This is a genomic window from Burkholderia sp. AU4i, assembly GCF_000466765.1.
Taxonomy (GTDB): domain Bacteria; phylum Pseudomonadota; class Gammaproteobacteria; order Burkholderiales; family Burkholderiaceae; genus Burkholderia; species Burkholderia cepacia.
This window is the reverse complement of the sequence record NZ_ASSI01000076.1, coordinates 41,739-62,448: the sequence shown is the minus strand read 5'-3', so window position 1 is coordinate 62,448 and position 20,710 is coordinate 41,739. Positions and strand designations below refer to the sequence as shown.

22 protein-coding genes and 2 tRNA genes are annotated in these 20,710 nt (G+C 67.8%); 7 read left to right on the top strand and 17 right to left on the bottom strand.

Going from position 1 to position 20,710, the window contains the following annotated elements:
* Positions 1–56 precede the first annotated feature (56 nt).
* On the top strand, positions 57–677 hold the full coding sequence (orn, locus tag L810_RS18130; RefSeq protein ID WP_021159736.1) for an oligoribonuclease: 621 nt from the start codon (positions 57–59) through the stop codon (positions 675–677).
* Positions 678–711: 34 nt separating this feature from the next.
* Here orn and mog read toward each other — a convergent pair whose 3' ends face one another.
* Both mog and yjgA read right to left on the bottom strand, forming a co-directional pair.
* Positions 712–1,326 carry a molybdopterin adenylyltransferase gene (mog, locus tag L810_RS18125; RefSeq protein WP_021159735.1) on the bottom strand — a complete coding sequence of 205 codons (615 nt, stop codon included), beginning with the start codon at positions 1,324–1,326 and terminating at the stop codon, positions 712–714.
* Positions 1,310–1,912 (bottom strand): ribosome biogenesis factor YjgA, encoded by a 603-nt coding sequence (gene yjgA, locus L810_RS18120; RefSeq protein WP_306415697.1) that lies wholly within the window; start codon positions 1,910–1,912, stop codon positions 1,310–1,312. Before yjgA ends, mog begins: the two co-directional genes overlap by 17 nt.
* 127 nt (positions 1,913–2,039) lie before the next feature.
* Between yjgA and pmbA the strand changes: the two genes are divergently transcribed.
* Positions 2,040–3,410, top strand: coding sequence for a metalloprotease PmbA (gene pmbA, locus L810_RS18115; protein ID WP_021159733.1), 1,371 nt, complete (start codon positions 2,040–2,042; stop codon positions 3,408–3,410).
* An 86-nt stretch (positions 3,411–3,496) separates the two neighbouring features.
* Here pmbA and L810_RS18110 read toward each other — a convergent pair whose 3' ends face one another.
* Positions 3,497–3,997 (bottom strand): dihydrofolate reductase, encoded by a 501-nt coding sequence (locus L810_RS18110; protein ID WP_042975175.1) that lies wholly within the window; start codon positions 3,995–3,997, stop codon positions 3,497–3,499.
* Positions 3,998–4,267: 270 nt separating this feature from the next.
* Positions 4,268–4,594: a hypothetical protein gene (locus tag L810_RS18105; protein WP_021159732.1), complete on the bottom strand. Its 327-nt coding sequence runs from the start codon at positions 4,592–4,594 to the stop codon at positions 4,268–4,270.
* A gap of 501 nt (positions 4,595–5,095) precedes the next feature.
* Between L810_RS18105 and L810_RS18100 the strand changes: the two genes are divergently transcribed.
* Complete coding sequence (locus L810_RS18100) at positions 5,096–6,493, top strand: sigma-54 dependent transcriptional regulator (protein WP_021159730.1); 1,398 nt, start codon at positions 5,096–5,098, stop codon at positions 6,491–6,493.
* A 41-nt stretch (positions 6,494–6,534) separates the two neighbouring features.
* Entirely contained in the window at positions 6,535–7,506 is a 972-nt protein-coding gene (locus L810_RS18095) for a thymidylate synthase (protein WP_021159729.1), read from the top strand.
* Positions 7,507–7,607: 101 nt separating this feature from the next.
* Here the strand turns inward: L810_RS18095 and L810_RS18090 are convergent, their stop codons facing one another.
* Together L810_RS18090 and L810_RS18085 are read right to left on the bottom strand one after the other, a co-directional pair.
* The gene (locus tag L810_RS18090; RefSeq protein ID WP_042975183.1) at positions 7,608–10,145 is read right to left on the bottom strand and encodes a DUF6600 domain-containing protein; all 2,538 of its coding nucleotides are present in this window, start codon (positions 10,143–10,145) and stop codon (positions 7,608–7,610) included.
* Between the two features lie 162 nt (positions 10,146–10,307).
* Complete coding sequence (locus L810_RS18085; protein ID WP_027788033.1) at positions 10,308–11,015, bottom strand: ArsR/SmtB family transcription factor; 708 nt, start codon at positions 11,013–11,015, stop codon at positions 10,308–10,310.
* 195 nt (positions 11,016–11,210) lie between these two features.
* Here L810_RS18085 and L810_RS48445 point away from each other — a divergent pair, with 195 nt between their 5' ends.
* Both L810_RS48445 and L810_RS18080 read left to right on the top strand, forming a co-directional pair.
* Positions 11,211–11,351, top strand: a complete 141-nt coding sequence (locus L810_RS48445; protein ID WP_179945675.1) for a hypothetical protein — start codon at positions 11,211–11,213, stop codon at positions 11,349–11,351.
* A gap of 130 nt (positions 11,352–11,481) precedes the next feature.
* A complete protein-coding gene (locus L810_RS18080) occupies positions 11,482–11,994 on the top strand; it encodes an acyl-CoA thioesterase (RefSeq protein WP_012328135.1) in 513 nt (170 codons plus the stop codon).
* A gap of 71 nt (positions 11,995–12,065) precedes the next feature.
* On the opposite strand, the gene fumC is transcribed toward L810_RS18080, so the two are convergent.
* The 3 genes from fumC to L810_RS18065 all read right to left on the bottom strand — a co-directional run bounded on the left by fumC (position 12,066) and on the right by L810_RS18065 (position 15,357).
* The gene (gene fumC, locus L810_RS18075; protein WP_021159727.1) at positions 12,066–13,460 is read right to left on the bottom strand and encodes a class II fumarate hydratase; all 1,395 of its coding nucleotides are present in this window, start codon (positions 13,458–13,460) and stop codon (positions 12,066–12,068) included.
* Positions 13,461–13,615: 155 nt separating this feature from the next.
* The gene (gene norM / locus L810_RS18070) at positions 13,616–15,004 is read right to left on the bottom strand and encodes a multidrug efflux MATE transporter NorM (protein WP_021159726.1); all 1,389 of its coding nucleotides are present in this window, start codon (positions 15,002–15,004) and stop codon (positions 13,616–13,618) included.
* A 134-nt stretch (positions 15,005–15,138) separates the two neighbouring features.
* Positions 15,139–15,357 carry an RNA-binding S4 domain-containing protein gene (locus tag L810_RS18065; protein WP_021159725.1) on the bottom strand — a complete coding sequence of 73 codons (219 nt, stop codon included), beginning with the start codon at positions 15,355–15,357 and terminating at the stop codon, positions 15,139–15,141.
* Between the two features lie 269 nt (positions 15,358–15,626).
* On the opposite strand from L810_RS18065, the gene L810_RS18060 reads away from it, so the two are divergent.
* A complete protein-coding gene (locus tag L810_RS18060; RefSeq protein WP_021159724.1) occupies positions 15,627–16,028 on the top strand; it encodes a hypothetical protein in 402 nt (133 codons plus the stop codon).
* 123 nt (positions 16,029–16,151) lie between these two features.
* Here the strand turns inward: L810_RS18060 and L810_RS18055 are convergent, their stop codons facing one another.
* From L810_RS18055 to fdxA, 8 genes are all read right to left on the bottom strand, one after another.
* Complete coding sequence (locus L810_RS18055; protein WP_021159723.1) at positions 16,152–16,934, bottom strand: DUF4088 family protein; 783 nt, start codon at positions 16,932–16,934, stop codon at positions 16,152–16,154.
* A gap of 161 nt (positions 16,935–17,095) precedes the next feature.
* Positions 17,096–17,434, bottom strand: coding sequence for an AzlD domain-containing protein (locus L810_RS18050; RefSeq protein ID WP_021159722.1), 339 nt, complete (start codon positions 17,432–17,434; stop codon positions 17,096–17,098).
* The gene (locus L810_RS18045; protein ID WP_042975172.1) at positions 17,431–18,198 is read right to left on the bottom strand and encodes an AzlC family ABC transporter permease; all 768 of its coding nucleotides are present in this window, start codon (positions 18,196–18,198) and stop codon (positions 17,431–17,433) included. The genes L810_RS18050 and L810_RS18045 overlap by 4 nt, the downstream gene beginning before the upstream one ends.
* A 123-nt stretch (positions 18,199–18,321) precedes the next feature.
* Positions 18,322–19,221, bottom strand: coding sequence for an AraC family transcriptional regulator (locus L810_RS18040; protein WP_021159720.1), 900 nt, complete (start codon positions 19,219–19,221; stop codon positions 18,322–18,324).
* A gap of 61 nt (positions 19,222–19,282) precedes the next feature.
* Positions 19,283–19,768: a CreA family protein gene (locus L810_RS18035; protein WP_021159719.1), complete on the bottom strand. Its 486-nt coding sequence runs from the start codon at positions 19,766–19,768 to the stop codon at positions 19,283–19,285.
* A 119-nt stretch (positions 19,769–19,887) separates the two neighbouring features.
* Positions 19,888–19,963, bottom strand: a tRNA-Asn gene (locus L810_RS18030).
* A gap of 71 nt (positions 19,964–20,034) precedes the next feature.
* Positions 20,035–20,110: transfer RNA gene (locus L810_RS18025), tRNA-Asn, on the bottom strand.
* Between the two features lie 102 nt (positions 20,111–20,212).
* On the bottom strand, positions 20,213–20,536 hold the full coding sequence (fdxA, locus tag L810_RS18020; protein ID WP_011351384.1) for a ferredoxin FdxA: 324 nt from the start codon (positions 20,534–20,536) through the stop codon (positions 20,213–20,215).
* Positions 20,537–20,710 lie beyond the last annotated feature (174 nt).

The following is a 20,710-nucleotide window of genomic DNA, read 5'->3' as shown; positions in this document are numbered from 1 at the left end:
CGATGCCGGCCGCCCGGGCGGCGCCGCGCGCTGCCCGCCATTTTCCAGGATGACTCATGACCGATACCGCCGCTTCCACCAGCCAGCCCGCGCTCGTGCGCAACGAGTTGAACCTCGTCTGGCTCGACATGGAGATGACGGGCCTCGACCCGGATAACGACCGCATCATCGAGATCGCGGTCGTCGTGACCAATTCCACGCTCGACGTCGCCGTCGAAGGCCCCGTGTTCGCGATCCACCAGAGCGACGAAACGCTCGCTAAGATGGACGACTGGAACAAGTCGACGCACGGCCGCTCGGGCCTGATCGACCGCGTGCGCGCGTCGACCGTGACCGAGGCGGACGCCGCCGCGCAGCTGCAGGCCTTCCTCGCGCAGTACGTGTCGCCCGGCAAGTCGCCGATGTGCGGCAACTCGATCTGCCAGGACCGCCGCTTCATGGCGCGCTGGATGCCCGAATTCGAGCGGTTCTTCCACTACCGCAACCTCGACGTCAGCACGCTCAAGGAGCTGTGCCGCCGCTGGCAGCCGGCAATCTACAAGGGGTTCCAGAAGCGGGCGATGCACACGGCGCTCGCGGACATCCACGAATCGATCGACGAGCTGAAGTACTACCGCGAGCATTTCCTGATTCCGGCCGCGTCGGCTCCGGCAGGCGAGTCCGCGCCGGCCGCCTGAGCGGGCCGGCACGCGCCCGGCGCCGGGTACAGGCTCAGCGCCGCGCGCTTTTCGGCCGGAACGCCGCAACCACCGCGTCGTCGGTCTCGATATACGGGCCGCCGATCAGGTCGATGCAGTAGGGCACCGCGGCGAAGATGCCGGGCACGGTCGACTTGCCGTCGGCATCGCGCAGCCCTTCGAGCGTTTCCCGGATCGATTTCGGCTGGCCCGGCAGGTTGATGATCAGCGCCGCATGGTCGGCCTTGGCCGTTTCGCGGATCACCGCGACCTGCCGAGACAGGATCGCGGTCGGTACGAAATTCAGGCTGATCTGCCGCATCTGTTCACCGAACCCGGGCATTTCTTTCGTCGCGACGGCCAGCGTGGCCTCGGGCGTCACGTCGCGGCGCGCGGGGCCCGTGCCGCCGGTCGTCAGCACGAGGTCGCATCCCGCGACGTCGACGAGCTCGGCGAGCGTGGCGGAGATCGTGGGCGCATCGTCCTGGATCAGGCGCGTTTCGGCGCGCCACGGCGACGTAAGCGCGCCGCCGAGCCATTCCTGCAACGCCGGAATGCCCTTGTCTTCGTAGACGCCCGTGCTCGCGCGGTCGCTGATCGACACGAGGCCGACGACGAGCTCGTCCGGGTGGTTACGCTTCGTCGTCATGGTCGTCTCCGGCGTCGTCCGCCGCTTCGTCGTCCGTATCGGACGCGCCGCCGGCGGCCTTGATCCACTGGAACAGCTCGCGGAAATAGCGCGGCGGCTTGCCCTGCTGCGCTTCCTTGCGTGCGTTGCGGATCAGCGTGCGGCCTTCCTGGATATCGGCTTCCGGGTGCTGGCGCAGGAATTCGGTCAGCGCGTCGTCGTTCGCGAGCAACTGTTCGCGCGTGCGTTCGATCCAGTGCAGGCGGGCCGTCGCGGCCTTGTTCACGCCGCGCTGCGCGTCAAGCGCGGTGCGCAGCGCGGCCGTCTCGTCGTCGGTCAGCGAGCGCATCACGCGGCCGACGTACTGGAGCTGGCGGCGCTTGCCTTCGTGATCGGTGATCCGGCGGGCTTCGCGCACGGCGTCCGCGAGATCTTCGGGCATCGGCATGCGCTTGAGGGCGTCCTTCGGCAGGTCGACGAGCGCCTGGCCGAGCTCCTGCAGCGCGTGCATTTCGCGTTTCAACTGGGATTTGCTGGGGCGATCGTAGCCATTGTCGTCGTCCTCGACGGCATGCTCGATCGGCTGGATTCGGGTTTTGCGTGTCATGGACGGCATTGTATCGCGCCGCGGACACGCCAAGCTTGTCGGTGTCCGGCCCCGGACCTTGCTATGATCGCGGGATACGCAACATTTTGAACATGCGGGCGCCCGCCCGCCACCGGATATCAAGACGATGGCAGCCAATCTCGACGTACAAGCGCGCTATTTCCCGCACACGCAGGACCAGCTCAAGGAAATCGCCTCGGACATCCTTCGCCATGCGAAGGCCCTCGGCGCGACGGATGCCGCGACCGAAATCTCCGAGGGCGACGGCCTGTCGGTGTCGGTGCGCCGCGGCGAAGTCGAAACGATCGAGCACAACCGCGACAAGATGGTCGGCGTGACCGTGTTCATCGGCAAGAAGCGCGGCAACGCGAGCACGTCGGATTTCTCGCCGGGCGCGATCAAGGATACCGTCGCCGCCGCCTACAACATCGCGCGCTTCACGGCCGAGGACGAGGCCGCCGGCCTCGCTGAAGCCGAGCTGCTCGAAACCGACCCGCGCGACCTCGATCTGTACCACCCGTGGGCACTGACGGCCGACGAGGCCGTCGAACTCGCCCGCCGCGCGGAAGATGCCGCATTCGCGGTCAGCCCGCAGATCCGCAATTCGGAAGGCGCGAGCGTGTCGGCCCAGCATTCGCAGTTCGTGCTCGCGACGTCGCGTGGCTTCCTGTCCGGCTACCCGTACTCGCGCCATTACATCGCATGCGCGCCGATCGCGGGCAGCGGCCGTCACATGCAGCGCGACGACTGGTATTCGTCGAAGCGCAGCGCGACCGATCTTGCGGCGCCCGAAGCGGTGGGCCGTTATGCGGCCGAGCGTGCGCTTGCGCGGATGGGCGCGCGCCGTCTCGACACCCGCAAGGTGCCCGTGCTGTTCGAGGCGCCGCTCGCGGCCGGCCTGCTCGGCGCGTTCGTACAGGCGGTGAGCGGCGGTGCGCTGTACCGCAAGACGTCGTTCCTGGTCGACAGTCTCGGCAAGCCGGTGTTCGCGCCGCACATCCAGGTCGTCGAGGATCCGCACGTGCCGCGCGCGATGGGCAGCGCGCCGTTCGACGAGGAAGGCGTGCGCACGCGTGCGCGCAGCGTCGTCAAGGATGGCGTGGTCGAAGGCTACTTCCTGTCGACCTATTCGGCGCGCAAGCTCGGCACGCAAACCACCGGTAACGCAGGCGGCTCGCACAACCTCGCGCTGCGCAGCTCGAACACGCAGCCGGACGACGATTTCGACGCGATGCTGAAGAAGCTCGGCACGGGCCTGTTGCTGACGGAGCTGATGGGGCAGGGCGTGAACTACGTGACGGGCGACTATTCGCGCGGCGCGGCGGGCTTCTGGGTCGAGAACGGCGTGATCCAGTATCCGGTCGAGGAAATCACCGTCGCAAGCACGCTGCAGGAAATGTTCCGGCATATCGTCGCGATCGGCGCCGACTCGATCGTGCGCGGCACGAAGGAAACGGGCTCGGTGCTGATCGAGCAGATGACGATCGCCGGGCAGTAAGCGGCGCGCGGCATCAGCCGCCATCAAACAAAAAAAGCCCGACGGCGTGAGTGAGCCGGTCGGGCTTTTTAATTGCGCGCGATGCGTCAGCCGCGCTTGCGCTCGTAGACGACGAACGCATAGCCGAACGTGTTCGGCGCGGCCGCCTGGTGCGCGTCGCGGGACACTTCCTGCCAGTGCGCGGCGTCGGGTGCCGGGAACGACGCGTCACCGTCGAAGTCGGCATCGATCTCGGTGACGATCAGCTTGTCGGCGAGTGCGAGACCTTCCGCGTAGAGTTGCGCGCCACCGATCAGGAACGCCTCGGGCACCCCATCGCGCGCGGCGAGCGCCAGCGCATCGGCGAGCGACGTGACCGTGTCGCAGCCGTCGAAGCGTCGCGCCGCATCGCGCGTGACGACGATGTTGCGGCGGCCCGGCAGCGGCCGGCCGATCGACTCGTGGGTCTTGCGGCCCATCACGATCGGTGCGCCCATCGTCGTGCGCTTGAAGAAGGCGAGATCCTCGGGAAGTTTCCAGGGCAACTGGTTGTCGCGGCCGATGATGCCGTTGCGGGCACGCGCGACGATCAGGGTCAACGTCGTCATGAAGGTGGGGAGAGGAAAACCGGAATGGCGCCGATTCTACCGGAACGGCGGCGCGCACCGGTTCCGGGTGCGCGCATCCGCCTTCCGGCGCTGCGCGCCGCGACGGTCGAAGCCACGCGTCGCGGCGACGGAATGAATAAAAAGCGTGCCCGCCGGGGGACGGAGCACAAAACCGTTTCGTGTCGAGAGATCGCGAATGCAGCCTCTGATCGATGCTCTCCGGCCTGTCCGGATCAATACGTCATCCTGATCAAATGGTTCGATCGACGGTCACTGATGCGTACTGCCTTGTGCGGTGCCTTCCATCGCATGCTGCACGTCGCCCGGCTGCGGTATCGGGAGCGGCATCGGCAACTGGGGCGGCGGGGGGATCTCGTCCCACAAGGTCACCGATGTCCTGCCGGCCGGCAGCGGTTGCGGTGCCGACACGGTCACGATGCCGAACCCGACGCCGTGCTGCATGCCCGGCGTGTTTGATGCAAGCAGCACGGCGTGATCCGGCTTCGAGCTTTCGTCTGCGTGTACGGGCGTGGGCGGGCCGGCGGCCGCGACCGCAATGGTCATCGGCACGAAAGAAAGTAAAAGATGTTTTCGCATGGTCGCTGTCTCCGACGGTTTCCCTATTCAGCGAAATGCATGCCATCGCGCCGCGACCGTTGTCGAGACTGCGATTCGTGCGCAAGCGTTGCGAATTGTGGCGGAAAACGGCTGAAAATGTTTCAGGCCTGAAACGAGGGGGCTCGGGAATACTGCGGATTCAATCGATACGCTTCAAGGACGAAAATCGTCGCATGCATCGATGACTGCACGCATTGCTGCACAGGTGCTATGTGCAGACGATTGACATACATCGACCTCCTGAGCGATTCGGCCGTATCGCCCACGGTACTGAAATCGGATTGTCGTATTCAGTGCCTATAACTAAGCTATCTTGATCAAAATAACTGGACGCGAGATAAGCGCCATCATGCGAGGCTTTGTCGTTGCCGAGCATCGGCATGGCGAATCGAGCCGCCTTCGGCTGCCCCGATTCGATCCTTTCGCACGCATACTGACGTGCACGGCAATCGTTAGACGGTTGAGGAACGGGGTGAGCATATGGGAGTCGATCAGCGGCATGTGATCTACTATTCGCGCGAGCCGAACGACGCGTTGCGCGGCCATTTCGACGAATGCGGCTGGCGTGTCGATCTCGCGGAGACCGTGCGGGACGTACGGCGCGTCGTGCAGCACGGTGTCGCAACGGCCGGGCTGCTCGATTTTTCGCCGGGCTTCAAGCCCTCGGACCTGCGCGAACTCGAATCCTGTCTGAGCATTCAGCACATCGGCTGGATTGCGGCGACGCGCCGCGGCCAGTTGCAGGACGCCACGCTGCGCCATCTCATTCGTGACTACTGTTTCGACTACGTGACGATGCCGTACGAGACGGCGCGGATCGTCGAGACCGTCGGTCATGCGCACGGCATGGTCGCGCTGACCGAAACCGCTGCGCCGCCCGTCGGCACGGGACGCAGCGAGGGCGAGATGGTCGGGACCTGCGATGCGATGCTCGGGCTCTTCAGGACGATTCGCCGCGTCGCGGCGACCGACGCACCTGTGTTCATCTCCGGCGAATCGGGTACGGGCAAGGAGCTGACGGCGGTCGCGATTCATGAGCGCTCGTCGCGCGCGCACGCGCCGTTCATCGCGATCAATTGCGGCGCGATCCCGTCGACGCTGCTGCAGGCCGAGCTGTTCGGGTATGAGCGCGGCGCGTTCACCGGCGCGAACCAGCGCAAGATCGGCCGCGTCGAGGCCGCCAACGGTGGCACGCTGTTTCTCGACGAGATCGGCGACTTGCCGCTCGAAAGCCAGGCAAGCCTGCTGCGCTTCCTGCAGGAAGGCAAGATCGAGCGGCTCGGTGCCCACGTATCGGTGCCCGTCGACGTGCGCGTGATCTGTGCGACGCACGTGGACATGGACGCAGCGCTGCGCGAAGGACGGTTCCGCGAGGACCTGTTCCATCGCCTGTGCGTGCTGAAGATCGAGGAGCCGCCGCTGCGCGCGCGCGGCAAGGATATCGAGATACTTGCGCGTCACATGCTCGAGCGTTTCAAGGGCGACGCACATCGCCGCCTGCGCGGCTTTTCGCCTGATGCGGTCGCGTCGCTGTACGGCTATTCGTGGCCGGGCAACGTGCGTGAACTGATCAATCGCGTGCGCCGCGCGATCGTCATGTCGGAGGGGCGGATGATCACCGCCGCCGATCTCGAGCTGAGCGAATTTGCGACACTCGCACCCGTGTCGCTGCTGGAGGCGCGTGAGGCGGCCGAACGGCAGGCGATCGAGCAGGCGCTGTTGCGCCATCGTGGCCGTTTCGCGGATGCCGCGCGCGAGCTCGGCGTGTCGCGTGTCACGCTCTACCGGCTGATGTGCGCGCACGGCATGCGCGATCGCGGCGACACGCTGGCAGGGTTTTCAGCGCCGTTGCAGGAGCTTCCGCGTCACGCTTGCTAAAATTGGCGGGTACGGCCGCCCTCGCGGCCGAAGGAACCCGCATGAAACAGTATCTCGATCTCGTTCGCACCATTCTCGATACCGGCACCTGGCAGGAGAACCGCACGGGGATCCGCACCATCAGCATGCCGGGCGCGATGCTGCGCTTCGACCTGCAGCAAGGCTTCCCGGCCGTGACGACCAAGAAGCTCGCGTTCAAGTCGGCGATCGGCGAACTGGTCGGTTTCCTGCGCGCGTCCCGCAGCGCGGCCGATTTCCGCGCGCTCGGCTGCAAGGTGTGGGACGCGAACGCGAACGAGAATGCCCAGTGGCTTGCGAACCCGTATCGCCAGGGTGTCGACGATCTCGGTGACGTGTACGGCGTGCAATGGCGCCAGTGGCCGGGCTACAAGGTGCTCGACGCGGGCGCCGACGCGCAGATCGCCGATGCGACGCGCCGCGGCTTCCGGATCGTGACGCGTTTCGACGAAGACGGCGCACCGAAGGTGCTGCTGTACAAGGCGATCGACCAGTTGCGCCAGTGCCTGGACACGATCATGGAGAACCCGTCCGATCGTCGCATCCTGTTTCACGCGTGGAACCCGGCCGTGCTCGACCAGATCGCGTTGCCCGCGTGCCATCTGCTGTACCAGTTCCTGCCGAACGCGACGAAGCGCGAAATCTCGCTGTGCCTGTACATCCGCAGCAACGACGTCGGCCTCGGCACGCCGTTCAACCTGACGGAAGGGGCCGCGCTGCTGGCGCTCGTCGGCCGGCTGACCGGCTACACGCCGCGCTGGTTCACGTACTTCATCGGCGACGCGCACATCTACGAGAACCAGCTCGACATGCTGCAGCGCCAGCTCACGCGCGAGCCTTACGACAGCCCGCGGCTCGAGATTTCCGACCGTGTGCCGGAATACGCGAAGACGGGTGTTTACGAGCCCGAGTGGCTGGAACGGATCGAGCCGTCGGATTTCTCGCTCGTCGGCTATCGCCACCACGAGCCGCTGACCGCACCGATGGCCGTCTGATCGCGCGGCCCGGGACGCGCGGAGGCATCGATCCGTTTCCCGCAGGAAAATGGCCCGACCGGCTGATACCGGTCGGGCCTTTTGTTTCATGTTTGCGGCGCTTACTGGCGGTGCCGCTCTTCGTGGCCGCCTTGCGGCGGCGGGTTGCTCGGGTGTGGCGCCTCGACGTGCGGCGCCGGTTGCGGCCGCGGTTCCATGTGCGGTGCGGGCATCGACGGGCGCGGCTCCATGCGTGGCGCCGGTTGCGGTCTCGGCTCCATGCGCGGCGCCTGCGGTTGCGGGCGCGGCATGTCATGCACGGCGGGGGCCGGCGGCCGGTACTCGTTCACACGTGGCGGGGCGACTTCGTGGTGTGGCGCCGGTTGCGCGAATTCGGGGTGCGGTTGCGGCGCGGGCGCCGCGCGCTCCGGTTGCGGTTGCCCATGCTGCGCCGGTGTCGGGAATTCGGGGCGCGGGCGCGGAATCTGCGCCGTATTGTCGAGCCTTGGTTGCGGCAGTGCGCGCGGCGTTTCGTTCCGGCCGCCGGGCTGCGCGCCCTGCAGCGCCGGCGCGCCCTCCGGATGCGGGATCGCCGCGCTGCGCACCGGCGGCAGCGCATTCTGTCCCGCCGCATGCAGTGCGGTGGGCGGAGCGGGGCGCTGGCGCTCCATCGGTGTGTGCGGCTGCATCCAGGCGGGCGACGGCGTCTCGGCCGCGTGCGCATTGCCGATGCCGGCCGGACTGTTGTTCGCTACCGGCGGATGGGGGACACCGTTACCGGGCCCGAACGCCTGATGTGGCGCCGGGTTGCCGGGTGCCTGCGGCATGCCGCCGTTGGCGAAGTGCGGTGCGCCGGGGTTTTCGCCGTTCGTGGGCCGCGTGGCATTCGGCACGCCGGGCATCGGTGTTCCCGGCCGCCCGGCCTGCAAGGCGGCCGGCTGGCCTTCGCGAGGCGCGCGAGCCGGCTGCACGACGGGGCCGTGCGGATTCACGAGCTGGACGTTGTGCATCGCCCATGCGCCGCCACCCGGTTTGCCCGGTACGCGGACCGGACGCGCCGTATAGTCGGCCGGCACGTTCGTCTTCACGACGGGCGCGCCGGCACCCGGCACGCGCCCGCCTTGCTGCGCGAGGTGGGCGGCGGCCTGGTCGCGATACGCGGCCGGCACGGCGGGATTGCGCGTGGCGACGTACGGATGCTGGGCAATTGCCGCCGGCGGGCGGTAGCTCGCATTGCGCAGCCCGCCGGTGAAGCTCTGGCGCACCGGCGCAATGCCCGGCGTACCCGGCGTGACGTGCGCGTTGCGCCATTGCTGCGGGTCGACGTGCTGCGAGAAGTGCGCGACAGGCTGGCCGTGCACGAATGCGGCAGCCGGTACGGCCGTGATCGCGTGCGGCGCACGGAAGTTGACGTAGGTCTTGTTGATGTTGGTGATATTGGTGATGTTCGTCACGTTCACGGTCTTGTTCACGTTGACGTTATTCACCACGATGTTGCGGTTCACCCGGTCGTAGTAGTGCGGGCTCCAGCCGCCCCAGCCCGGATGCCACGGTTCGCCCGGGCCGAGCGCGAACCACGCGCAGCCGGCCGCGGCGACGCCGCCCACCGTGAGCGCGACGCTCCAGTCGGGGCCGCCGCCACCGCCGACGAACGCGACGAGTGCCGGTGCATAGGCCGGCGGCTGGCTGACGGCCAGCGGGCCCGGTACCCAGGCCCAGCTATCGTCCACGTACGCCCAGCGGCCGTAGTGATACGGCGCGAAACCCCATGGCGCGTCGTCGACCCACGTCCAGCCCCACGGGGCCTGCCAGATCCAGTGGCCGTCGTGATACGGCGCCCAGTCCGCCGGCGTATCGTTCGGCACCCATACCTGGCCGTAATTCGGGGTGTTGCGCCACGTGCCGTTTGCGTCGAGATCCTGGTAGCCGGGAATGTCACGGGACACATAGCGGGCCGACACCGAGCGTTCCTCGGCCGCGTCGCGGCTGGCGGCCCACTGGTCGAGCGCATCGGGGCCGGGGGCGGCGGCTTGCTGCGCGACCTGCAGGTCGGTGCCCGTGAATACGACCTGCTGCCCCGGTGACAGCGGATACTGGCCGTTGCTGCCGTAGACGGTCGCACTGCCGCTGCGCACCGTGACCGTCGTGCTCGCGCCGTTCGGCGCGACGTCGACGCGATAGTCGCCGGGGCCCGTGATGCCGAGCGCGAGGTTCGGCGTGTCGATTTCGTACGATCCGCCGGCCGGCAGATCGCGCACGTGAGTCGATACGGTGCCGAGCCCCACTTTCAGCTGGGTCGTCGTGTCGTCGAGGTTCAGCACCGACAGGCTCGTCGACTCGCCGAGCCGCACCGCGGTCGAGCCGATGTGCAGTTCCGAGCGCGCCCCGGCATCGTTCCAGAGCTGGTCGCCGGTCGTCAGCGGCCGGTTCACGGCGGCATACGACCACGTATCGGTGCCGGCCGGCTCGGTCGTCACGGCGCCCGACAGGTAATTGAGCCGTGCGACACGGCTGGGCGGATCGCCGCCCGGTTGCCGTGCCGCGGCCGCATACGGAGGGGCGTCGGCCGATTGCGCGAATGCGGGGGGCAGGGCCGCAAGCGCGACGAACGCGAGCAGTGTGCAGCGGGCGGTTCGCTTGAGCGTGAACAGGGTGGCCATGTTGAGCGTCTTCGTCATTGTCGCGGCGCGTCGATTCGTGCCGTTGAGTGCACAATATCCGCTCGGCCTGTTTCAATGCTCGGTGTTTTGTAAGTCGAATGGCACTCGATGTAACAAAACCTGTCGATCGCGCGCCGTTGTCGTGCAGACGCAATGCGGGCGTCAAGCGGACGTAAGCCACTCGTCGAAAACCTGCTGTCCGGGCACGGTGACGCGCAGCACGCGCGGCCGTGCCGCACGCTCGATCCAGCCGTGCGCGCAGAAGCTCTCGAGCAGTGCCGCACCGAGCGCGCCGCCGAGGTGTGAACGCCGCTCGCTCCAGTCGAGGCATCCGCACGCGAAGCGGCGCCGGCGCGTGCGCTGCTGTGCGACGTCGATGCCCCATTGCGCAAGCGCCTGGGTGCCGAGTTCGGTGGTCTCGATCGCATCGCCGTCCGCCTGCAGCCAGCCGCGCGCAGTGAGCCCGTCGAAGATGCGCACCGCGAGTTCGCCGGCCATGTGGTCGTAGCAGGTGCGCGCATAGCGCAATTCGGCCGGGACCGTGCGGGACGGCGGCGGAGCCGCGCGATGCGGCGCGGCCGCGCGGGCGACGTTCGCGAGTGCCTCGAGCGACGCCGCGATGTCGGCCGATGCGATCCGGTAGTAGCGGTGCCGGCCGCGCACGTCGAGCGCGAGCAGGCCGCCTTCGGTCAAGCGCGAGAGGTGGGCGCTTGCGGCGGAGGGCGACAGCCCCGCGATCATCGTCAGCTCGCCTGCCGGTCGTGCGCTGCCGTCCATCAGCACCCACAGCATCGCGGCGCGTCCTGGGTCGGCGATCAGCGAACCGATGCGGCTCAGGCCCGGAAAGTGGTGGTCGTCTTGGTCGGTCATCGTCGTGTCTCGTCAGGCGGGATGGCCTCCAGTGTAGTGGGCGCGCGCATTCGATGTTTCGGTTCCGGCTGAAATGTCGGATGCAGACTTGCCGGCGGCGTCGATGCGGCGAACCGGGCCGCGGCCGCGTGCGGCGCGCGCGTAGAATGGCCGAAAGCGGCGGCAGCGGGCTGCCGCACGTGACACGACGCAACGATGAAGACGATTCTCTGTTTGCTGGCGGTGGCGCTCGTCTGCGCGGCCTGTGCGCAGGGCGGTGCGGGCGCGGCCGGCGAGCGCGGCGGCAGCCTCGAGATGTACGGGACGATCGATCAGGGCATCACGGTGCGCCGCTGACCGGCGCCGGCCACAGGCACGGCGGGCACGGCCCCCTCAGCCGCGCCACACGGGGCGCCCCGCGACGCGTTGCCGCAGTGCAACGTATAATCGGCCGATTACAGCGCCCCTGCCGCCTGGAGCCAACACGATGTCCCAACCGTCCCCCGTACCGGCCGCCCTCGACCGCACCGAAACCGTATTCCGCTTCCTCGCCGAACCGTCGTCCGTGAACTTTGGCGGCAAGGTGCATGGCGGCGCGCTGATGAAGTGGATCGACGAAGTCGCGTATGCGTGCGCGGCCGTCTGGTCGAGCCGCTATTGCGTGACGGTCAGCGTCGGCAACATCCGCTTCCAGCGTCCGATCCTGGTCGGCAATCTCGTCGAGTTGAAGGCGCGCGTCGTTGCGACGGGCCGGACCAGCATGCACATCCATGTGTCCGTCCATGCCGGGGATCCGAAGGGCGGCGTGCTGCGCCAGACGACCGATTGCCTCGTCGTGTTCGTCGCGGTCGACGAGAACGGCAACCCGGTGCCGGTGCCGCCGTTCGTGCCCGAGACCGACGAGCAGAAGGTGCTCGCGAAATATGCGGCCGACGTGCGGGCCGCGCTCGACAAGATCGTCGAGATGAAGCCGGAAGAAGTCGCGAAAGGCGCGGTCTGACCGCGGCGGGCGCCGCGCATCGCGCCGCGCCCGCGATTCCGTAGAACGTCGTACCGCCGATCGTCGTACCGTCAGCGCGCCCCGATCATCTGCTCGGGGCGCACCCACGCATCGAATTCCGCCTCGGTCAGGTAGCCGAGCGCGAGCGCGGCGGCCTTCAGCGTCGTGCCTTCCTTGTGCGCCTTCTTTGCGATCTGCGCCGACTTGTCGTAGCCGATGTGCGGATTGAGCGCCGTCACGAGCATCAGCGATTCGTTCAGCAGCAGGTCGATCCGCGAGCGGTTCGGCTCGATGCCCACCGCGCAGTGGTCGTTGAAGCTCTGCGCGCCGTCGGCGAGCAGCCGCACCGACTGCAACACGTTGTGCGCGATCATCGGCCGGAACACGTTCAGCTCGAAATTGCCGCTCGCGCCGCCGACGTTGACCGCGACGTCGTTGCCGAACACCTGGCAGCACAGCATCGTCACGGCTTCGGACTGCGTCGGGTTCACCTTGCCCGGCATGATCGAGCTGCCCGGCTCGTTTTCCGGAATCGACAGTTCGCCAAGCCCGCAGCGCGGCCCGCTTGCGAGCCAGCGGACGTCGTTCGCGATCTTCATCAGGCTGGCAGCAACCGTCTTCAGCGCGCCGTGCGCGAACACCAGCGCATCGGCGGCAGCCATCACCTCGAACTTGCTCGGCGCCGTCACGAACGGCAGCTTCGCGAGCCGGCCGATCTCATCGGCGACACGCACCGCGAACTCCGGATGCGCGTTCAGCCCCGTGCCGACCGCGGTGCCGCCGAGCGCGAGCTCATACAGGTGCGGCAATGCCGATTCGACGTGACGGATGCCCTGGTCCAGCTGCGCGACATAGCCGGAAAACTCCTGGCCGAGCGTGAGCGGCGTGGCGTCCTGCAGGTGCGTGCGGCCGATCTTCACGATGTCGGCGAAGGCCTTCGACTTCGCGTCGAGCGTCGTGCGCAGCGTGCGCAGCGCCGGCAGCAGGTGGTTGACGATCGCGTACGCGGCGGCGACGTGCATGGCGGTCGGGAACACGTCGTTCGACGACTGGCCGCGGTTCACGTCGTCGTTCGGATGAACCTTGCGCGCTTCGCCGCGCTCGCCGCCCATCAGTTCGCTCGCGCGATTCGCGATCACCTCGTTGAGGTTCATGTTGGTCTGCGTGCCGGAGCCCGTCTGCCACACGGCGAGCGGGAATTCGCGCGGATGCTTGCCGGCGATGATCTCGTCGGCCGCGTCGATGATGGCGCGCGCCTTGTCGTCGGCCAGCACGCCGAGCGACTGGTTCACGGCCGCCGCGGCGCGCTTGACGATCGCGAGCGCGTGGATCAGCTCGGGCGACTGCTTCTCGGTCGAGATCCGGAAATTCTGCAGCGAGCGCTCGGTCTGCGCGCCCCAGAGCCGGTCGGCCGGTACGGCGATCTCGCCGAACGTATCGCGTTCCATCCGAACTGCTTCGTTCATGATCCACTCCTCCAGGAAAGGGGAAAGGCCGCGCGTCGTCGCGCGGCATCAGGCATAACCAGACGTATCGTGAGGCAGTCGCGCCGCTGGCGCGGCGTCTCGAGGTCTTCAGCCGACTAGCATAGCGCCGGCCGGAATTTCGCGTCGTGTCGCGCTCAGTGCGGCGACGTCGTGAGCGACGCGCTCTTCAGATGAAAGCGCCACCCCATCAGCACGGCGACGCTGGCAAGGCCGGCCGCGAGACCCCACCACAGGCCGCGGGCGCCGAGGCCCACGTGGAACGCGAACCAGTAGCCGGTCGGAAAACCGATGCCCCAGTAGCCGAGGGTCGCCGCGAGCATCGGGATGCGCGTGTCCTTCAGGCCGCGCAGCGCGCCCGACGCGACCGTCTGCGCGCCGTCGACGATCTGGAACACCGCGGCGATGCCGAGCAGCGACGCGGCAAGCGACACCGTGGCCGCGTTCGACGGATCGTCGAGGTTCAGGTACAGGCCGACGATCGCGTGCGGCGCGACGATCAGCACGATGCCCGACAGCGTCATGAACGCGACACCGAGGCCGAGTGCGACGAAACCCGCGTGCCGCGCGGCGACGGGCGCCCCCGCGCCGACCCAGTAGCCGACGCGCACGTTGGCAGCCTGGCCGATCGCGAGCGGCACCATGAATGCCACCGACGCGACGTTCAGCGCGATCTGGTGCGCGGCCAGCGACGTCGCGCCGAGCACGCCGATGGTCAGGCCGGTTGCGAGGAACAGCGTCGACTCGACCCCGTACGTGATCGCCACCGGCCAGCCGATGCCGATCAGCTCGCCCATCATGGGCAGCTTCGGGCGCGCGGCGGTGACGAAATGACGGAAGCGCTGCCGGCCGTGCAGCAGCCAGATCAGGGCGAGCGCGGTGAGCCAGATCGTGATCGTCGTCGCGACCGCCGACCCGAGGAAGCCGAGGCGCGGCAGCCCGAACGCGCCGTGGATCAGGCCGTAGTTCAGCACGGCGTTGACGCCGACGCCGCCGATCGACACCCACAGCAGCCGCCGCGCCGCGCCGATCGCCGGAAGGAATGCGCGCATCAGCCCGACACCGATCAGGCTGCCGAGCGCGGCGAAGCGCAGGATGCCCGTGTATTCGCCGACGTGATGCGCGAGCAATGGCGGCTCGTGGAACATCAGCAGGATCGGTTCGGACAGCGACAGCGCGATGATGGCCGGAATCGCGAGCAGCACGGACAGCGCGAAGCCGGTCCAGTAGATGTGCGGTACGCGCTCGTCGGCCTTGGCGCCGCGCGCGTGCGCGACGCTGACGCTGACCGACGACAGCACGCCTTGCAGCACGGTCACGATGACGAAGAAGAAGTTCGCGCCGAGCCCGCCGGCGGCGAGCGAATCGGGGCCGAGCGAGCCGAGCAGCACCGTGTCGGTGACGCTCATCGCCATCTGCGAAAGCTGCGCGATCGCGAGCGGCGCGGCGAGGCGGGCGGTATCGGCGGCATGACTGGACAGGGACGGCGGCGCGGCGGCCGTCCGCGTAAGACCGGAATGCGACATGGAGTGGGCGCTCGCGCGGGTGCGGGCCCGCGCTATATGTATTTATTTTGAGAGACGGCTAGCTTACGGCTTTATTCGAACCGTGTCGAACGCGCGCGCCGATGGCCATGTCGCAGGCAGGGGAACCGTCGGCCCTAGGCTTCGCGCACCGCAATGCGCGTGTCGCCGAGCAGGACGACCTGGCCCGCGCGGATCTTGCAGGTCTTGCGCAGTTCGACCGCGCCGTCGACTTTCACCGCGCCGGACGCGACGATCAGCTTCGCGCTGCCGCCGCTGTCCGCGAGGCCGGTGATCTTGAGAAGGTTGTGCAGCTCGACGTATTCGCCGGTCAGCGTGAAATCCAGGTTGGGCATGACGAAGGAGGTGCGCAAGGCGCGGGAGGAAACGCTCCGCATCATACGGCACCACGGGCCGGCACGCGAGCGCGGGGCGCCGCGGCATGCAGTTGTTAAGGACTGTGAGCGACTCGTCAGCAAATGAAACGGTGGGTAACAGTCTGAGAGATTCGAGAACCGGCCGGGCGTGCCGCGGGTCTTTTTCGTACCTGCTGCGTGTCGCGGCAGGGGAAGCGACGGACCGCATCGCTGCGGTTCGGGCTCACAACTTCCTGAGGAGAATTGCCATGTCCAAGATTCGTACGATGCTGATCGGTGCCGCGCTGACGGCGTTCGCCACTTCGGCCGCATTTGCCCAGACGGGCACGGCGGTGCAGGGCACGGCCGGTGCCGGCGTGCAGGCGCAGACGCCGGCGGCGGGTGTCGGTGCCGGCATGCAGGGCGGTGCGGGCGCGAACGCGTCGGGCAATGCCGCCGGCGGGGCAACCGATGCGGTCGGCGCGGCAGCCGACGGCGCGAAGGATACGGCGTCGTCGGCCGTCCACTCGGCCAAGAAGCACACGAAGCATGCCGCGAAGTCGGCCAAGAGCCATGTCGGTTCGGCCAAGGCGAAGGCCGGCGAAGCGACCGAAGGCGGCGCATCGGTCGGTGCGGAGGGCGGTGCATCGGCCCAGGGCGCCACGCAGTAAGCGGTGCCTGGCGCCGCGCGATGCTCGTCCCTGGCGGTGCGTCGCGATGGCGGTCATCCAGCGGCCCGGTTCGCATTGCGCGAACCGGGCCGTTTTCGTGTGTCGATGCGCATGGGGGCGCCGTTACGGGCGGCGCTGTCCTTGTCCTTGTCCCGGACCCTGTGCCGGCCGCGCGGCAGCCGGGGTGAATACGCTGCGCAGCCACGCGGCGAGCCGTGCGAAGACATCGTACGGCTCCTCGACGAAGATCTCCGGCTTCAGCAGCCGCAGGTATTCCATGATCTGCTGCGCTTCCTGTTTCTGGAACGAGCCGTGCGCGAGCCCGAGCCGCAGCAGGCCGCGCAGTTCGCCGAGCTTGTCGCGCGCGGTGCTGCCGACGCTCATCTCACACGCGAGCTTGGCCTCGTAGACCCGTTGCCGCAGCGATTCCGCGAGGCGCCATGCCGGCGTCTGCATCAGTTCCTCGAGTGCCTGGATATCTTGCGCCGCGCCCTTGATCTGCGACGCGAGCGGGTCGATGAGCGACGGGTCGCCCTGCGCTTCGGCGACGATCGCCTTCGCCCAGTCGCGGCACGCCTTCGCGAGTTCGTCGGGGGTCCATTCGGAACGGCACGCGAAGCCGAAGCCGAATTCGCCGGCCTGTCGCATCAGGATCGCGACGACGTCCGGGAATTCCTTGTCGAGCGTGCGTTTGGCCCACGCGTACTGGCCGCCCTGCAGCATCCGCTGCACCGCGTGCTCGGTCAGCGGCACCATGTTGTCGAGCAGTTTGGCGCGCAGGAAATCCTCGAACGACGGCGTCGCGAACTGCGGGTCGAGTTTCAGCGACACGCGGACGAACGCGTCGTAGTCCTTGCGCAGGGACTCGAGCGTGTCGTCCTTGAGGGAAAGGGTGATCTGGCCCATGAATCGTCTCGATGGCGGCCCGCGCAAGCCGGCGGCCGGCACGGCGCACCGGGGCGGGCGCAGCGTCGACTGACCGGTGCGCGCCGAGGCCGGTGGCGGGTCTTCATCCCCTATATCGGCCTGCCGGGCGGAAACTTGAGCGCGCGTGACCGAGCGTGTGCTCAGGCGGGCAGCCAGTGGGGCAGCACGACCCCTTGCCAGAAAAAGAACACCGCGAGCCCTGCCGCGATCGTCACGAGCGGGCGGCGGGTCGCAGCCGACACGAGCACGGCCGCCAGCGCGCCGACGAGCTGCGGATTGCGCCAGGTCAGCTCGGCCGTGCCGCCGTGCGGCGAGACGGTCATCGGCACGATGATCGCGGTCAGCACGGTGACGGGCACGAAGCCGAGCGCGGTCCGCACGAGCGGCGGGAAAGCCAGCCGTTCGCCGAACAGGAACAGCGTCGAGCGGATCGCGTACGTGATGACGGCCATCCCGAGAATCAGCAGCGCGTAGCTCACGATGCGGCCTCCGTGTGCGAGCCGGCACGCGATCGTTCGTGCAGCAGCGTGAGCGCGACGCCGGTCGCGACGCCGGCGGCGACCGCGCCGAGCAGTCCGAGCTTGTACGGCCAGCCCTGCCAGAAGTACGCCAGCGTGCCGGCCGTCACGGCCGCCGCGAAATAGCGCAGGGTGCCGAGCTGCGGGACGACGATCGCAATGAAGGTGGCCGCCATCGCGAAATCGAGGCCCAGCGACTGCAGCCCCGGGAACGCCGCGCCGAAACCGATGCCCGCGAGCGTCCAGACCTGCCAGTTCAGGTACATCGCGAGCCCCGAGCCGAAGAAGTAGTGGGGGCCGATCGCGCCGGGCGGGAAATGCCGGTAGTGCGCATAGGCGACCGCGAACACCTCGTCGGTCATCAGCGCGCCGAGCGTTGCGCGCCAGCGCAGCGGCAGGTGCGCGACATAGGGCGCGAGCGTTGCGCTGTACAGCAGGTGACGCAGGTTCACGATCAGCGTGGTCGCGAGCACGACGACGAAGCTTGCGCTACCCGCGATCAGGCCGAGCGCGATGAACTGCGCGGAGCCCGCGAACACGGCGAGCGACATCAGCGTGCCATGCCACGCGGCGAGCGGGCCGCCGCCGACGAGCGTGCCGAAAATCACGCCGAACGGGGCGGCGCCAATCATCATCGGGATCGTGTCGCGCGCGCCGTCGAGCCATTCGTTGAACGGGCGGCGAGCGGGCGATGCGGGTGTCGGGTTCAAGGGGTGCTCCTCCATGAACGGGAGGATAGCGGGCGGGGAGGCGAGCCGGCTTGTATGTTCTTGCGCTTGGGCGGCGAGCCGGTGCTTGCCTGCTTGCAGGCGCCGGCGGCATCGCGTTGGCGGGCCGGACGCCGCGCGTCAGCTCGCCTGCCAGCGCCCGGGCGGTACGCCGAACATGCGTTTGAAATGCCGTGTGAAGTGGCTTTGGTCGACGAAGCCGCTGGCCGCGGCGACGTCGGCGACGGGCACGCCCGCGCGCAGCGGCGCCAGCGCGCGCTGCAGGCGCAATTGGTTGCGCCACGCATGCGGCGGCATGCCGTTCGTGCGGGTGAACAGGCGCGCGGCGTGGAACGGTGACAGGCCTGCCGCCTGCGCGACCTCGTCGAGCGTCACCGTGCACGTCAGATCGGCGGCGAGCCGTTCGCGCATCGCGTCGACGCGGGGTTCGTCCGCCGCGAGCGGCGCCGGTCGCGGCAGGGCGTCCGCATGGCGCACGATCAATGTCGACAACGCATCGAGCATCGCCGTTTCGGCGGCGAGCGGATCGTAGATGCGGGGTGCGCCCGTCGCGGGAACGTCAGCTGCTTGCCCGTGCGCCTGCGAGGGCAGTGCGTGCTCGCTGCCGGCCTCCATCATCCGGTGCGCCAGCGTGAGCCGCGCCGCCAGGTCGGCGTCGCGAATCACGTCGGGCGCAAACCACGGCGCGTCCTGCGGGCGGCCGGCGATCGCGCTGGTGAGTTCGCGGATGAAATCGACCGGGATGTAGCTGACGCGATAGCACCAGCCCTCGTCGGCGGCACGCGACCCCGTATGCACTTCGCCCGGATTGATCACGGGTACGGTGCCGGTTTCTGCGACATGGCCGCTGCCGCGATAGGTGTAGCGTTCCGCGCCTTCGAGAATCACGGGGATCGTGTACGCGTCGTGCCAGTGGGGCGCGAACGTGTGGTCGCGATAGGTGGCCGTGACGAGATCCGCATCCGGCAGCAGCGGCGTGCGCCAGTAGCGTGCGGAGTCGGGAAGGCGGGTGGCGGACATGAGCGGGCGCGGAGCGGTCGAACCGACAGTGTATCGCTCGCGCGCCCGGCAGGCGCGGGCCTTACTTGACCGGAATCGTCGTGCCGGCCGGCATCGGCACCGCGGTGACGGCGTTCTTCGGGCTGCCGCTGACGATGCGGTCGCTGTAGGTCAGGTAGACGATCGTATTGCGCTTGGTGTCGACCACGCGCACGACGTGCAGGGTCTTGAAGATGAACGACATGCGCTCGCTGAACACGTCGGTCTGCTGCTTGAGCGGCTCCTTGAAGCTGATCGGGCCGACCTGCCGGCACGCGATCGACGCTTCGCTCGGATCCTCGGCGACGCCGAGCGTGCCCTTGATCCCGCCGGTGCGCGCGCGCGACACGTAGCAGGTCACGCCGTTCACGACCGGATCGTCATACGCCTCGACGACCACGCGATCGGAGCCGGTGACGCGGAAATGGGTGTTGACGCTGCCGACTTCCTCCGCGTGCGCGAACGGTGCCGCGGCGAATGCGGAAAGCAGGAGGGCGAGTGGTGCTGAGCGGAGGAGACGGTGCTTCATCGACGGAACCGGATGCGAATGCGGGACAGAGACTCTAGCATGCGCGCGACCGGGCGACGAAAGCCGAAAGGCGGGCCGGAAAAACAAAAGGCCCGTCGAATGACGGGCCTTTCGCTATTTGGCTCCCCGACCTGGGCTCGAACCAGGGACCTACGGATTAACAGTCCGGCGCTCTACCGACTGAGCTATCGGGGAATAAATCGGTACATCTGCTTGTTTGTCTACCAGCAAAAAGCCCGTCCACTTTCAACGGGCCTTTGCGTTTTTGGCTCCCCGACCTGGGCTCGAACCAGGGACCTACGGATTAACAGTCCGGCGCTCTACCGACTGAGCTATCGGGGAACAAACAACAACAGCAGAGAAACGAGATTGTATGGAGCGTTGATCAACCTGTCAACACTTTTGGGCCGCGGCGCACAAAAATTTTTTGCGGCCGCTGCGCGATCAGCGCTCGAGCAGGTGCAGTTTGTCCTGCACGTCCTTCCATTCGTCCGCGTCGGCCGGTGCCGGCTTGGTCTTCGTGATCGACGGCCAGTCCTTTGCCAGCTCGGCGTTCAGCGCGGTGAACTGCTGCTGGTCGCCCGGAACGTCTTCTTCGGCATAGATCGCATTGGTCGGGCACTCGGCGACGCACACGGCGCAGTCGATGCACTCGTCCGGATCGATGGCGAGAAAGTTGGGACCTTCACGGAAGCAATCCACCGGGCACACATCCACGCAGTCCGTGTATTTGCACTTGATGCAGCCTTCGGTCACAACGTGAGTCATTAAAACGCTCCTGCTTGGCGGTATATATGGGGTGGCGTTTGCGCCAAAACCGGCATTGTAACTGAAGCGCAAAACCCGCATGGCGTGGTCGGCTATCCGGCTTATATCGTTTCGTGATTAGTTTATGGCGGCCCGCAGAAGGGACTCGCCGACGGGGCGCGTGTGTCGCACGGC